This is a genomic window from Myxococcales bacterium, from assembly GCA_016717005.1.
Classification (GTDB): Bacteria; Myxococcota_A; Polyangia; order Haliangiales; family Haliangiaceae; genus UBA2376.
Window position 1 is genome coordinate 501,540 of sequence record JADJUF010000039.1, and the last position, 12,987, is coordinate 514,526.

The following is a 12,987-nucleotide window of genomic DNA, read 5'->3' on the forward strand; positions in this document are numbered from 1 at the left end:
CACAGCCGGTCCGACCTACGCGTCCGCACGCTTGCCGAACCGCCGCCGCCGCCGAGCCCGGGCCCGCGGGATGACGGCGAGGACCGGCGTCGACGAGACCGCGAGCAGGTCGTCGCGCTGGTAGATGCGGTCGTCGAGCAGCGCCAGGCCCAGGGCCAGCGCGATGCCCAGCAGGGTGAACACGACCAGGCCGACCATGACCAGCTTCTTCTTGGGCTTGCCGATCGGCCGCAGCGGCCGGTAGGCGCCGTCGACGATCGACAGGCTGTCGCCCTGCTCGGCGATGCGCTGCTGGGCCTCGAGCTCGGTGCGGAACGCGCTGTCGGCGAGGCTGTCGACGCGCTGCTTCTGCTCGTCGACGTCGAGCTTGAGCTGCTGGTAGTCGTCCTCGAGCTTGACCACCGAGCTGGCGGCGGCGGCGGCGGCGGTGGCGGCGCCGCCGTCGGGGGTGACGGCGACCCCAGCGCCGGGCCTGGTGCGCCCTCGCTCGGCGGCGATCTGGCGCTCGATGTCGGCCAGGAGCCGCTGGAGCTGGGCCGGATCGACCGGCGTCGACGGGAGCGGATCGTCGACGACGACGACCTTGTCGGGCGGGACCGCGGCCTTGGCGGCGCGCAGCCGGGCCTGGGCCGACGCCAGCGCCTCCTTGGCCTTGAGCATCTCGGGATGGCGGTCGGTGAACTTGGCCTGGGCGTCCTCGACCCGGCGGCTCGCGGCCGCGACCTCGCGCTCGACCTCGGCCACCTTGGCGTCGGCCGCGAGCTGCTCGGGCGTGCGCTCGCGCCGGACCGGCGCCGGGGTCGGGACCGGCGCGTTGGGGTTGTCGATCCGCGCCTTGATGCGGGCGCGCTGGCGCTCGAGCGCCTGCAGCACCGAGGTGGTCGGCCCCGACGAGGTCGGCCGGGCGTTGCGATCCTGCATGGCCCGCACCGCGGCGCCCTCGCCGTTGCCCGCGTTGTTCTCGCTGACGAACTCGGGGTGAGCCACGAGGAACTGGTTGAGCGTCCGCTGCCGGGCGCGCAGCAGATCGATGGCCTCGCCCCGCAACCCGGCGGCGAACTTGGCGGTGGCCTGGGCCGACTCGACCCGGACCGCGGCCGCCTTGTCGCGCAAGAGCGTGGTCAGCCGCTGGGTCACGGCCTTGGCGCGATCGGGATCGGGATCCTGGTAGGTGATGACGAAGGTGTTGGCGCCGCGCGGCCGGAAGCCGATCCGCAGGCGCAGCTCCTCGACCGCAACGTCCTCGCCCTCGGCGGCGAGCAGGTCAGGGAACGGGTTGACCTCGGCGTCGCGGATCACGTCGACGAGCGAGCTGCGCGCCAGGAGCAGCTCGCGGTAGCGCTCGCCGATGTTGCGGTGCATCGTCGAGACCTCGCGGTTCTGCAGCAAGCTCGTCTGCAGGCGCTCCTGGTAGTACAGCACCGCGCCCGACTGGTAGACCTTGGGGCGGGACAGCGCGAACAGCACCGACAGGACGGCCCCGACCACGATCAGCCCGACGGTCAGCCACCAGTACCGGCTGGCGCGGTGCAGGAAGCGCAGCAGCTGATCGAGCCGGTCGCGCGCGGTCGTGGGGGTCACAGCCATCGTCGGTAGGATGGTACACGACGGGCGCCGACGCCACGCTGGCGGAGCGATCCGACGTCGTCGCCCGGGAAGCCAGGGACGTGCCCGACCAGCGGCAGGGCCATCCGGCGGATGTCGTCGGCGTCGTGGACCTTGGTGTCGAAGGCACCCACCACCAGGATCGACAGCGGCCCGATGATCAGGAGCGCGACCACCGCGGTCAGGATCAGCGTCGGCAGGCGCCCGCCGTGGTCGACCGGCGGCCGCCGCTCATCGACGATCTCGATCTCGAGCGCGAGGCCGGCGGCGTTGACCTCGGCCTGGAGCGTGTCGAAGTCGGTGCGGCCCTCGACCGCCTCGAAGGCCTGGGTCGCGGCCTGCCACTCGGTCGCCAGCGTGCTGGCCCGGACGCGCAGCGCGCCGATCCGGTCGACCTGCCCCTCGCGCTGGGCGGCGGCCAGCTCGTCGTAGACCGCGGCCTGCTCGCGCGCGACCGCGTCGAGGCGGGCGCGGGCCGCCGCGACGCCATCGCGGGCCTGGGCCGCCAGCGCCTGGGCCGCCTGGTAGCGGCGATCGGCCTCGCCGTCCTGGACCGCGCGGGCCAGCGCCCGCGCCATCTCGTAGGCGAACGCCGGGTCGACCGCGCTGTAGGCGATCGCCACCCGGGCCGAGCGGCGCTCGTCGTACGCCCACGCGTACTGGAAGTAGTTGCGCCAGACCCCGATCTGCAGGCCGTCGCGGAACTCCTCGACGGCGGCCGCGTCGCCGAACCGCGCCCGCTCGCGCCGCATGAGCTCGTGCTCGTCGAGGAACCTGAGCAACCGGTCGCTCGACAGGAGCACGTTCGCGACGTAGTCGCGCAGCTGGTCGAGCGGCGTCGGGTTGAAGCCGGCGTTGAGATCGCCCTCGGTGATCGCCAGGATGACGCGGGCTCGGTAGATCGTCGGCTTGAGCGCGACCTTGCGCACGACGGCCCCGGTCAGCACCACCGTCAGGATCGCCACCAGCCACCAGCGCTGCAGGGCCCGCCGCCGCAGTCGATCGACCACGTCGTAGAGCGCCAGGTGCAGCGGCTCCTCGGCCTCGAACCAGTCGACCACGCGCCACGATAGCGCGGTTCGGGAGCCGGCGCGCGGACGGTCCCAGTTGCGCGGACTCGGCGTCAATGAGATCGTGAGGCATGAGCGCTCGTCTGGGGGGACTGGCATCGCTAGGGATCTGGCTATCGATCGGCGCGTGCGGCGCCGCCGACACCACGGTCGACCCGGGCGACTTCGCGCTGCGCGATCTGCTCGGCGTGGCGCCCAAGGTCGCGGCCGCCTGGGACGACGATCAGCGCGCGGCCGCGCGCGCGGTCCTGGCGTCGGCGCTGCGCGACGACGAGGCGGTCGAGCTGGCCGAGGTCGTCGCGCGCGCCGACGACGCCGACGTCGTGCGGACCCTGGCGATGACCGACCTGCGGCTCGACGACGACGGCCACGACGCGCTGGGCCTGGTCGCGCTGTCGGAGCCCGCGCCGACCCGCGCGGCCGTGGCGCTGGCCGCCCCCGCGACCACGGCGGCGCTGCGCGGCGAGCCGGCGGCGGCGCCGGTGGCGATCGACGTCGACGCCCAGGCGTGGCCATGCCCGCGCGGCCCGTGCGACCTGGCCGACCTGCGCGGCCTCGCGGCGCTGGCGACCGACGCCGCCCCGGACGCGGCCCTGGTGCGGGTCCGCCCGGTCGTGCAGCTGGCCAGCGTCGCCGCGCTCGTGGCGGGCGCCGACGGCGTCCCGGTGCTGCTGGTGAACCCGATCGTGACGGCGCTCGGCCTCGGCCCCGACGCGGAGGCCGCGCCGAGCCCGCCGGCCGGGCCGAGCCTCGCGGCCCCGGCGACGCCGCTGCCGCCGCCACCCTTGGTGACCGGATCCTGGAACTACGGTCCGACGCTCGCCGACTGCGCCGGCAGCGTCCAGAACGAGTGCGGGACCTGCCTGGGCGGGGGCCTGTGCGAGTCGGTGTGGCCGACGATCTCGGGCATGGACGCGTGCGTGCTGCTCGACGCCGACCCCAGCCGCAACTACGCGCTGGTGTGCATCAACCTGGCGGTGTCGCTGGCCGACGTCCGCGCGTGCCTGCTCGACCGCGGCTCGAGCTGTGGGGTCGCCGCGACCGCGATCGACACCCCGGCCGGGCTCGACGCCAACGCCAGCTTCCTCGACACCCCCTCGTGCCAGGACGACCTCCAGATCTGCCTCGACCAGCTCTACGGCGCCGGCATGGGCACCGGCGGCAGCGACGGCTGCGGCTCGTGCAGCGGGTGCGACGGCTGCAACAGCAGCACCGACAACGGCAGCTGCAACAACAGCAACGACAACAGCAACTGCAACGGCAACGGCTGCAACGGCAACGGCTGCAACGGCAACGGCGGCGGCTGCGGCAACGGCGGCAGCGGCGGCAGCTGCTCGATCGCGCAGCGCTCGCGCCACAGCCCGGGGCTGGCGGTCGGCCTGGCGTGGGTCCTGGTGCCGCTGCCGGTGGCGCTGCGGGCGCGGCGGCGGGCGCGGCGCGGGCGCGCGCGGCTCGACGCGGATCCGGCGTGAGATCCCACGTCGTCGCCTGGCTGGCGCAGTACCTGCCGATGTCGGTCGCGCAGCTGCTGGCGCCGACCTGGTTCACGATGGTCGGCGTCGCGGGCCTGGTGACGGTGCTGCTGCTCTTGCGCCACGCCCGTCGCGACCACGTCGACCGCGGCGCGGTCGCGACCGCGGTGATCACGACGTACCTCACGGCGATCGCCGGCGGCGTCGCGATCCCGGTGCTGATCGAGCTTGGCTCGACCGGCCGGCTGTGGTTCGTCGGGATGACCTCGTACTGGGGCTACCTGGTCGGGACCATCGCGATGGTCGAGACCTGTCGGCGGGTGAAGGTCCCGCTCGGCTGGATGGCCGATCGCATCACCCCGGCGCTGGGCGTGTCGCTGGCGCTGATCCGGGTCGGCTGCTTCCTGGCCGGCTGCGACTACGGCCAGATCAGCTCGGTGCCGTGGGCGGTGCGCTTCCCGCGGGGCAGCTCGGCCTGGCGCGATCACGTCGCGCAGGGCCTGGTGCCGGCCGCGCGCGACGCGTCGCTCCCGGTGCACCCGACCCAGCTGTACGAGGCGGCGCTGGGCGTGGTGATCGCGCTGGTCGCGTGGCGGTACAACCGGCGCGCGGCCCGGATCGGATCGGGGCGCACGTTCGTGGCCGCGGCCGCCGCGTACTGCGTCGGGCGCCTCGGCGTCGAGAACCTGCGCGGCGATGGCGTGCGCGGCTTCGTCGGCGGGCTGTCGAGCGGCCAGCTGTTCGCGCTCGCGGTGCTGGCGGCGATCGCGGTGGCCGCGGTGCGGGCGCGCCGGACGCCGCCGCCGCTGGCAGGGTAGCCAGGACCAGCGCCGCCGCGTGCTACGGTGACGCGTGCGCATCGAGCTGCACTGTCACTCGACGTGGTCCGACGGCACCGCGTCGGTCGCCGAGGTGGCGGCCCGGGCGCGCGCGCGCGCGCCGACGCTGATGGCGCTGACCGATCACGACTCGAGCGCGGGGTTCGCCGAGCTGGCGGCGGCGGTGCCGGGCGCGATCCGCGCGTGCGAGCTGACCTGCGTCGAGGATCGCCGCGCGGTCCACGTGCTGGTCTACGACGCCGGCCACGATCCCCGCTGGCCCGCGTTCGAGGCGCTGCTGGCCGAGCAGGCCGCGGCCCGACGCGAGCGCCTGCGCGCGATCGCCGCGCGGCTGTTCCACCAGGGGATCGTGCTCGACGTCGAGCCGATCCTGGCGCGCGCCCACGGCCGGGTGGTCGGCCGCCCCGACGTGGCCAACGCGCTGGTCGCCCAGGGCGCCGTGCGCACGCGCGACGAGGCGTTCGATCGCTGGCTCCACGACGGCGGCCCGGCCGACGTGCCGCTGGCGCGGCTGTCGATCGCCGACGGCCTGGCCGCGGTGCGCGCGGTCGGCGCCCGGGCGTCCTTGGCCCACCCGCACCAGCACCACGATCGCGGCCCGAAGTTCCTGCGCCGCTACCGCGCCGACGGGCTCGACGGGGTCGAGGCCTTCTACGGCCGCTACGACGCCGGCGAGCGCGATCGCTGGCTGCGCCTGGCCGACGAGCTCGGGCTCACCGCGACCGGCGGCTCCGACTGGCACGGCGAGGCGTCGACCGAGCTCGGGGTCGAGGTGCCGGAGCCGCGCGGCCAGCGACTGCTGGCGTGGCTGGGTCGGGCGTAGGCGGCGGCACCGCGGCCTCCTGCAGGGCGCGCTGGTACTCGCCGAGCGCGCGCCGGTACGGCGCGAACGCGGTCGGCCCGGACATCAGCCCGGCCTCGAGCATGGTCGCCAGGGCCAGCGCGGCGTGACCGCCGCCGTGGAGCGCCAGCGCCAGGAACGCGCGCAGGGCCGGGTCGCCCGGGAACTCCAGCACCGCCTGCCCGAGCACGGCGATCGCGTCGTCGACGCGGCCGACGTTGCGCAAGGTCGAGCCGAAGCCGAGCAGGAAGCCGGCGCGGTCGTCGGGCGGGCCGCCCAGCTCGAACGCGCGCTGATAGTAGGTGACCGCCGCGGCCTCGCGCCCGAGTCGATCGCAGGCGTAGGCCGCGCGCGCGAGGACCTGCACGTCGTCGGGGTGGGCCTGTGCCAGCGCGGTCGCGCGCCGGTGGACCTCGGCGTCGTCGCCGGCGGCGCGCAGGCGCTCGAGCTCGGCCAGCGCGGGGGCGAGTGACCGGGCCATCGCCGCGATGGTCACCGACGCCGCGACCGCGACACAAGCGACGCAGCGGGACATCGATGTCGTGCTTGCGTGGCCCGCGCGCGTGCGGTTCCGCTCGCTTGCGCTGGCCCGGCCCGTGCAAATGTCGTCGGCCATGAAGTGGATCGCGATCGCGGCGCTGGGTGCGTCCGCGTGCCTGGGGCCGCCCGACAACGACCTCATCCAGTGGAGCGACGACTTCGAGCGCTGCGACCTGTGCAACTGGGTCACGGTCGGCGACGTCCGCCGGGTGACGACGTACCACCCGGGCGAGCACGCGCTGGCGCTGGCGCCCGGCGCGCGGGCCGGCCAGTCCTTCGGGATCGCGCGCGGCGCGGACGAGTACAGCGACGGCAACTGGGTCGAGCTGTCGACCGACTGCGTCGGGCCAGGCGCGCTGACGCTCCGGGCCTTGCCGGGACCCGACAAGCGCCTCGCGCTCGACCTCGAGCTCGACGACGTCGCCCTGGGCCCGTTCGCGCGCCACTGGCTGAACCTGCCGCCGGTCGACCCCGACGTGCCGGTGACCTTCGCCGAGCTGACGATCACCGCGGGCGCCGTGCCGTGCCGCGTCGACAACCTGCAGATCCGGATCTCCGGCGGCACGTATGCCTACTAGCACCAGGATGACGGCGCGCGCGCTCGCGCTCGCCGCGACGGCGCTGACGCTCGGGCCGGCCCAGGCCCAGCCGTCGGCGACCCCGCCGCTGGCGATCGCCGCGGATCCGCCGGCGGCGCGCGCCCCGGTGGCGCGCCCGCGGCTGCAGCTGACGCTGACCGGCGACCTGCGCGTGACCCAGCTCGACGGCGGCGCCGACCGGTTCGTCGACGACGCCCGGGCCTACGGCTGGCGCGACGCGCGCGCCCGCCCGCTGCTCGGCGGCCGCCTCGACGCGCACTACCTGCTGGCGCCGATCGTCGACGTCGGCGTCAGCGCCAGCTGGATGGCGATGAGCTACGCGGTCGGCATCGACGACAGCGACCGCATGCGCGTCGGCTGGCGCGCGCTCGCCGTCAGCGCGCGCCTGCACTGGGCCGGCGGGCGCCCGTTCGTGCCCGAGCCGCGCGTCGACCTCGGCGTCGCCGACGAGCGCTGGTCGGTGCACGGCACCGCCGACCACCGGGCCCGCACGTTCATCCGCGTCGGCGCCGACTGGCGGCTCGGCACGCGCACCGCCGGCGTCAACCTCGCCGTCGCGTACACGCTGGTCGCGACCGAGCGCGTCGACGGCCCCAGCCCGCCGCTCGGCGGCCTCGACCTGGCGGTCGGCCCCTACCTCCGCTTCTGAGTTCCTGAGGGTTCGTCGCCGAACCCAGGCAGGTGAAGGGGTACTCCGAGGTCAGCGGCCTCGCCCCGACCGCGCCGTCATCATCGGGGGCAAGCCCCGATGAGGGCCCCTACCCAGGACGCGAAGCTCCCGGCGCGTCGACCGGTGCTCGACCGAAGAACTTACAAGCTCTGAGGTTCGCGCCGACGGCGGCGACGCGGCGGCCCGCCAGATCCGCGGCGCCCGACCGCGTGAAGCTGGTGAGCCAGCGCACCGGTCCTGCGCCGACGAACGATCGTCGTCGGCGCGGCGTTACCGCGGCCGCGGCGCCGCGTAGTGCGCGTATGCGATCCGCACCTGCCCTCCTCTCGATCACCCTGGGCGCGCACGCGCTCATCGCCTGCGCCGACACGGGCGCGGGCGCGGGCGCCGACCCGACCGACGCGGCGCCCGGCCTCGACGCGCCGGTCGTCGACGTCGACGTCCCGTCGGACCCCGCCGCGCTCCAGGCCTGGCTCGCCGCCGGCAGCTACCTGACGCTGCCGGCCGAGTCGGGTCGGCACGCCTCCGCCGGGCCGCACCCGGGCACCGTCCGTACGTTCCTGACGCCGTCGCTGATGGCGTCCTTGGCTGGCACCGGCGAGCACCCGCGCGGCGCGGCGGCGATCAAAGAGCTGTACACCGGCGACACGCTGCGCGGCTGGGCGGTAGCGATCAAGCTCGAGGACGCGAGCCGCGGCGGCGCCGGCTGGTACTGGCACGAGGTCTTCTCGACCTCGCCGACCGCCGCGCCTGACTACGGCGGCGTCGGCCTGACGCTGTGCACGAGCTGCCACGGCGCCGGACGCGACTACGTCATGACGCCGTTCCCGCTGCGCTGAGCCCGGCGCTTGCGCGGCGCGCGCGGGCGCGCTAACGCCGAGCATGTCCTGCTGCCCGCGCTGGCTCGCGGTCCTGTTCGCGGTGGCGGCCTGCGGCACCCGCGCCGCACCGCCACCGCCGCCGTCGAACCACCCGGCCGACGCCGCGGCGATCACCGCGCCGTGGGCGCTGGCCGTGGCCGACGGCGCGGCCGGGCTGATCGACGACCGGGTGTTCGCCTGGGACCGGGCCTGGGCCGACGGCGGCGGCGGCGTCGCCGAGTACGCCACCCGCGACGGCGCGCTGGTCCGCACGCGCGCGATCGCGGGCCTGCGCGTCAACGGCGCGCCCGACTTCTGGGAGCGCGTGCCCGGCGGCTACCTCGCGTCCTGGGACGGCCCGACGTTCATCCGCGAGACCGGCGACGCGCTCGCGGTCGCGTGGGTCGGCGCCGGCGACGACTGGTTCGACAGCCACGCGATCGTCGACGGCGGCCTGGTGATCGGCCGCGGGCGCGCCGGCGCCGCGGTCGTGCGGCTCGACCTGACGACCGGCCGCGAGCGGTGGCGCGCGCCGCTGGTCGCGTGGTCCCAGGACGTCACCGTCGAGGTCGACCGCACCAGCGCCTACGGCACCTGGCAGGAGTACGACCCGCAGGCGCCGACCCCGACCATGACGATCCCGCGGCGCGTGCGCGCGTACGACCTCGCCACCGGCGGGGCGCGCTGGACCTACGACTTCACCGCCCCGCCCGATCGCCTGGCGGTCGCGCGCGACACGATCGTCGCCGCGTACAACGATCGCCTGGAGCTGATCGACGGCGCGACCGGCAAGGTCCGCGCGCGGCCGGCGCTGGCGCCGACCAACGCCAGCCTGCTCATCGACGACGCCCAGGTGATCGCGATCGATCGCGACGCGGTGGTGGCGCTCGAGCTGTCGACCGGCCACGAGCGCTGGCGCGTCCCGGCCACGTTCGACGGTCGGCCACAGCTCGCGCGCCACGGCGGCGACGTGCTGGTCACGACCGAGGCCGGCAAGGTGATGGCGATCGACCGGGCCCGTGGCACGGTCGGCTGGACCGTGGGCGTCGGCCTCGAGGCCTACCGGCTGTGGACCTCGCCGTCGGCGGTGGTGCTGGTCGGCCCTGGCGTGGCCGGCATGGCGCTGCCGCCGACCACCCCCGCCGAGTCGGCGCACATCCGCGGCCGCGTGATCGCCGGCGGCTGCGGTCCGGTCGCGAGCGCCCAGGTCACCGTCGACGGTCGCCCGGTCGCCCTGGCGGCCGACGGCACGTTCGCGACCACCGTCACCGGCCGCGGGGTGATCGAGGTGCAGGTGGCGCCGTCGCTCGACGACGCGATGGCGTGGGAGGGCCGGGCCCGGGCCACGACCGCGCGGGTGACGCTCGACGGCCGCGGCGCCTACGTCGTGCCCGATCTGCCGGTCGGCTGGTGCGGCGGGTGAGCCCCGCCAGCGGTCACGCCGCGGCCAAGGTCGGCGCGCCGTAGCGCGCGCGGGCCCAGGCGATGGTCGCGGCCAGCGCCTCGGGCCACGGCGTCGCCCCGACGCCGAAGGTGGCGCGGTAGCGGGCGTCGTCGAGGACGAACGGCGCCTGCCACTGGTACGTCATCTCGTGGACCTCGCGCAGCATCGGCGCGAACACGCCGAGCCCGCGCACGAGCCACAGCGGCACCCGGGTCGCGCCCAGCTCGGCGCCGAGCGCGTCCCCGACCTGCGCGATCAGCGCGCGGGTCGACGTGGCCGGGTTGACCGGCAGGTGCCACAGCTGATCGCGCGCGCGCGGATCGGTGCCGAGCGTGACCAGGCCGTCGGCGACGTCGTCGACGTACGAGTACGAGTGCGGCTGGTCGGGATCGCCCAGCACCTCGCCGGCCTTGCCGGCCAGCGCCCGCGGCCAGAACCGCTCGCCGAAGATCGCCGCCAGGGTCGCGCCCGGGCCGATGAAGTCGCTGGCGCGGCCGATCGTCACCGCGACGCCGCGGGCGCGCGCGGCCACGAGCAGCTCGGCGGCCTCGGCCCGCAGCGCGCCCTTGCGGGAGCACGGCGCGACCGGCGTGTCCTCGCGCATCACGCCGTCGGGCGCGCGCCCGTACATGTACAGGTTGTCGAGCACGACCAGATCGGCGCCGGCGCCGGCGACCGCGGCGACGATCGCGCGGGTCATCGGCAGCAGCTGCGCGGACCACGCCGTGTAGATCGGGTTGACGCAGTGGTAGACGACGGCCGCGCCCGCGACCGCCGCCGCCAGCGCCGCCGGGTCGGTGACGTCGGCCGACACACCCTCGGCGCCGGCCGGCAGCTCGGCGCCGAAGCGCCCGCGGCGGACCATCCGCACGGCCAGGCCGCGGGCGCGCAAGCGACGGGCGACCAACGGGCCGATCTGGCCCGCGCCGAGGACGACGTGGAGGGGACGCGCGGTGGGGTGGGGCATGGCGTCAGCGTGCCCATTGCGAGATCACGGCGGAATCCTCAAGATGGCAACATGTCATTGCAAGAACGCAATGCTGCCCGACCCGGCAAGGGCGCCCGGGCCCGGGTCGAGCGCCTCGACTGGGACCTGGTGCGGGTGTTCCTCGACGTCGCGCGCGCCGGGCGCCTCGCCGGCGCCGCGCCCCGGGCCGGCCTCGACGTGTCGACGGTGAGCCGGCGCCTCGACCGGCTCGAGGCCGAGCTCGGCGTGACGCTGTTCGAGCGCGGCAGCAGCGGCGTCGTGCTGACCGCCGCCGGCGAGAAGCTCGTGCCCGCGGCCGAGGACATGGCCCGGGCCATGGGCGAGCTCGGGGTCGCGCTCGACGCGGTCGAGGCCGCGGCCGAGGGCGTGGTGCGAGTGACCGTGCCGCCCGGCGTCGCCGACGTGTTCGTCGCGCCCGCGCTGGTGCGGTTCCACGCGCGCCACCCGCGCGTGCGCATCGACCTCGACGCCAGCGTCGGCTACGCCGACCTCACCCGCGGCGAGGCCGATCTGGCGCTGCGGGTGCGGCGACCCGAGCGCGGCGATCTGATCGCGCAGCGCCTGGTCGCGACCCGCAGCGTCCCGGCGACGGCGCCGGCCTACGCCGCCGAGCTGGGCCGGCTGCGCACGCTCGACGCCGCGCGCTGGATCGCGTGGGGGCACGACCTCGCGCAGCTCCCCGAGGCCCGCTGGCTGACCGCCCACGTCGCGACGCCGCCGGTGCTGCGCACCAGCTCGTTCGCGGCCCAGCTCAACGCCGCCGCGGCCGGGCTCGGCGTGACGCTCGCGCCCGAGCCGTACCTCGCGCGCTCGGGCCTGGCGCCGGTGCGCCCCGGCCGCGCCCTGACCGCGGCCTGGGCCGCGCTGCCGATCGGCGAGCTGTGGCTGGTCGGGCACGTCGCGCTGCGCCGGGTGCCGCGGGTCGCGGTGCTGTGGCAGTTCCTCCACGACGAGCTGACGCAGCCGTGGACGTGACCCGCGCGGCTGGCGCCTCCGTTGCGCGGCCGCCGGGCTGCGACCGCGACGCCCGCGATCGAGCACCGGCAGGCGATCAGCGCGCCTTCGCCTTTGCAGGCGGCGCCTTCGCCTTTGCAGGCGGCGCCTTCGCCTTCGCAGGCGGCGCCTTCGCCTTCGCAGGCGGCGCGCCCGCCCCACGCGCCGGCGCGTCGATCATCGCGACGACCGCACGATAGTGCGCCGGCGACACCGGCTGCACCGACAGCCGCATCCCGCGCTGGAACAGCGGCATGCCCTCGAGCACGGGGTTGGCGCGCAGCTCGTCGAGCGGGAGCAGCCGCGCCAGCTTGCGCTCGAACGCGACGTCGACGCAGATCCACCGCGGCTCGGCGGCCTTCGAGCCGGGGTCGTAGTACGGGCTCGCCGGATCGAACTGGGTGACGTCGACGACGCCGGTCCGCGCCACGCGGGCCAGCCCCGCGACGCCGGGCGGCGCGCAGCTCGAGTGATAGAACAGGACCGCGTCGCCGACCTTCATCTGATCGCGCATGAAGTTGCGGGCCTGGTAGTTGCGCACGCCGGTCCACGGCTCGGTCTTGACGCGCTCGAGGTCGTCGATCCCGAAGGTGTCGGGCTCGGTCTTCATCAGCCAGTGCTGCACCGCCCGACAGTAGCCCAACCCCGAAGCCGGAGCCGGAACCGGAGCCGGAGCCGGAACCGGAGTCGGAGCCGGAGCCGGCGCCGGAACCGGAACCGGAGCCGGAACCGGAGCCGGAACCGGAACCGGAACCGGAACCGGAACCGGAGCCGGAACCGGCGCCGGAACCGGAGCCGGAGCCGGAACCGGAACCGGAGCCGGAGCCGGAACCGGAGCCCGAACCGGCGCCGGAGCCGGAGCCGGAACCGGAACCGGATCCGGAGTCGGAACCGGAACCGGAACCGGAACCGGCGCCGGAGCCGGAGCCGGAGCCGGAACCGGAGCCGGAACCGGCGCCGGAGAGCCGGCGGCCGGGGTCCTGGGCTCCAGATCGGGGCGGAGTGCATCACCGAGACATCAGCGCCGCCGCGCAACCATTTGAGATCACTCGACCCAGATCTGGCA

14 protein-coding genes are annotated in these 12,987 nt (G+C 75.7%); 8 read left to right on the plus strand and 6 right to left on the minus strand.

The genetic code is table 11. The annotated features are described in order from the left end of the window. Window positions 1-15: 15 nt before the first annotated feature. Together IPL61_33135 and IPL61_33140 are read right to left on the minus strand one after the other, a co-directional pair. Window positions 16-1,587 carry a hypothetical protein gene (locus tag IPL61_33135; GenBank protein ID MBK9036037.1) on the minus strand — a complete coding sequence of 524 codons (1,572 nt, stop codon included), beginning with the start codon at window positions 1,585-1,587 and terminating at the stop codon, window positions 16-18. Beyond that, window positions 1,578-2,666: a hypothetical protein gene (locus tag IPL61_33140; protein ID MBK9036038.1), complete on the minus strand. Its 1,089-nt coding sequence runs from the start codon at window positions 2,664-2,666 to the stop codon at window positions 1,578-1,580. Before IPL61_33140 ends, IPL61_33135 begins: the two co-directional genes overlap by 10 nt. Before the next feature lie 80 nt (window positions 2,667-2,746). Between IPL61_33140 and IPL61_33145 the strand changes: the two genes are divergently transcribed. Genes IPL61_33145 through IPL61_33155 form a run of 3 tightly spaced genes read left to right on the plus strand, consistent with a single transcriptional unit; the run spans window position 2,747 to window position 5,809 of the window. After that, entirely contained in the window at window positions 2,747-4,147 is a 1,401-nt protein-coding gene (locus IPL61_33145) for a hypothetical protein (protein MBK9036039.1), read from the plus strand. Then, entirely contained in the window at window positions 4,144-4,965 is an 822-nt protein-coding gene (locus tag IPL61_33150; protein MBK9036040.1) for a prolipoprotein diacylglyceryl transferase, read from the plus strand. The genes IPL61_33145 and IPL61_33150 overlap by 4 nt, the downstream gene beginning before the upstream one ends. A gap of 34 nt (window positions 4,966-4,999) precedes the next feature. Then, the gene (locus IPL61_33155; GenBank protein ID MBK9036041.1) at window positions 5,000-5,809 is read left to right on the plus strand and encodes a hypothetical protein; all 810 of its coding nucleotides are present in this window, start codon (window positions 5,000-5,002) and stop codon (window positions 5,807-5,809) included. Here IPL61_33155 and IPL61_33160 read toward each other — a convergent pair. Further along, window positions 5,700-6,308 (minus strand): tetratricopeptide repeat protein, encoded by a 609-nt coding sequence (locus IPL61_33160; GenBank protein MBK9036042.1) that lies wholly within the window; start codon window positions 6,306-6,308, stop codon window positions 5,700-5,702. The genes IPL61_33155 and IPL61_33160 overlap by 110 nt on opposite strands. Window positions 6,309-6,441: 133 nt before the next feature. Between IPL61_33160 and IPL61_33165 the strand changes: the two genes are divergently transcribed. The 4 genes from IPL61_33165 to IPL61_33180 all read left to right on the plus strand — a co-directional run bounded on the left by IPL61_33165 (window position 6,442) and on the right by IPL61_33180 (window position 9,919). Continuing rightward, on the plus strand, window positions 6,442-6,945 hold the full coding sequence (locus tag IPL61_33165; protein ID MBK9036043.1) for a hypothetical protein: 504 nt from the start codon (window positions 6,442-6,444) through the stop codon (window positions 6,943-6,945). A gap of 7 nt (window positions 6,946-6,952) precedes the next feature. Next, window positions 6,953-7,615, plus strand: a complete 663-nt coding sequence (locus tag IPL61_33170; GenBank protein MBK9036044.1) for a hypothetical protein — start codon at window positions 6,953-6,955, stop codon at window positions 7,613-7,615. A 323-nt stretch (window positions 7,616-7,938) separates the two neighbouring features. After that, on the plus strand, window positions 7,939-8,475 hold the full coding sequence (locus IPL61_33175; protein MBK9036045.1) for a hypothetical protein: 537 nt from the start codon (window positions 7,939-7,941) through the stop codon (window positions 8,473-8,475). A gap of 43 nt (window positions 8,476-8,518) precedes the next feature. Then, window positions 8,519-9,919, plus strand: coding sequence for a PQQ-binding-like beta-propeller repeat protein (locus IPL61_33180; GenBank protein MBK9036046.1), 1,401 nt, complete (start codon window positions 8,519-8,521; stop codon window positions 9,917-9,919). 13 nt (window positions 9,920-9,932) lie between these two features. Here the strand turns inward: IPL61_33180 and IPL61_33185 are convergent, their stop codons facing one another. Further along, a complete protein-coding gene (locus IPL61_33185) occupies window positions 9,933-10,907 on the minus strand; it encodes an NAD-dependent epimerase/dehydratase family protein (protein MBK9036047.1) in 975 nt (324 codons plus the stop codon). A gap of 51 nt (window positions 10,908-10,958) precedes the next feature. Between IPL61_33185 and IPL61_33190 the strand changes: the two genes are divergently transcribed. Next, window positions 10,959-11,903, plus strand: a complete 945-nt coding sequence (locus tag IPL61_33190) for a LysR family transcriptional regulator (protein MBK9036048.1) — start codon at window positions 10,959-10,961, stop codon at window positions 11,901-11,903. 76 nt (window positions 11,904-11,979) lie between these two features. Here the strand turns inward: IPL61_33190 and IPL61_33195 are convergent, their stop codons facing one another. Together IPL61_33195 and IPL61_33200 are read right to left on the minus strand one after the other, a co-directional pair. After that, entirely contained in the window at window positions 11,980-12,531 is a 552-nt protein-coding gene (locus IPL61_33195) for an EVE domain-containing protein (GenBank protein MBK9036049.1), read from the minus strand. Continuing rightward, entirely contained in the window at window positions 12,531-12,929 is a 399-nt protein-coding gene (locus tag IPL61_33200; protein ID MBK9036050.1) for a hypothetical protein, read from the minus strand. The genes IPL61_33195 and IPL61_33200 overlap by 1 nt, the downstream gene beginning before the upstream one ends. Between the last annotated feature and the right edge of the window lie 58 nt (window positions 12,930-12,987).

Excerpts from the sequence above, each read along its gene's own strand:
- IPL61_33145 (MBK9036039.1), top strand. The coding sequence starts at position 2,747 with ATGAGCGCTCGTCTGGGGGGACTGGCATCGCTAGGGATCTGGCTATCG.
- IPL61_33135 (MBK9036037.1), bottom strand. The coding sequence starts at position 1,587 with ATGGCTGTGACCCCCACGACCGCGCGCGACCGGCTCGATCAGCTGCTG.
- IPL61_33190 (MBK9036048.1), top strand. The coding sequence starts at position 10,959 with ATGTCATTGCAAGAACGCAATGCTGCCCGACCCGGCAAGGGCGCCCGG.
- IPL61_33185 (MBK9036047.1), bottom strand. The coding sequence starts at position 10,907 with ATGCCCCACCCCACCGCGCGTCCCCTCCACGTCGTCCTCGGCGCGGGC.
- IPL61_33200 (MBK9036050.1), bottom strand. The coding sequence starts at position 12,929 with ATGCACTCCGCCCCGATCTGGAGCCCAGGACCCCGGCCGCCGGCTCTC.
- IPL61_33175 (MBK9036045.1), top strand. The coding sequence starts at position 7,939 with ATGCGATCCGCACCTGCCCTCCTCTCGATCACCCTGGGCGCGCACGCG.
- IPL61_33195 (MBK9036049.1), bottom strand. The coding sequence starts at position 12,531 with ATGAAGACCGAGCCCGACACCTTCGGGATCGACGACCTCGAGCGCGTC.
- IPL61_33170 (MBK9036044.1), top strand. The coding sequence starts at position 6,953 with ATGACGGCGCGCGCGCTCGCGCTCGCCGCGACGGCGCTGACGCTCGGG.
- IPL61_33165 (MBK9036043.1), top strand. The coding sequence starts at position 6,442 with ATGAAGTGGATCGCGATCGCGGCGCTGGGTGCGTCCGCGTGCCTGGGG.
- IPL61_33160 (MBK9036042.1), bottom strand. The coding sequence starts at position 6,308 with ATGGCCCGGTCACTCGCCCCCGCGCTGGCCGAGCTCGAGCGCCTGCGC.
- IPL61_33180 (MBK9036046.1), top strand. The coding sequence starts at position 8,519 with ATGTCCTGCTGCCCGCGCTGGCTCGCGGTCCTGTTCGCGGTGGCGGCC.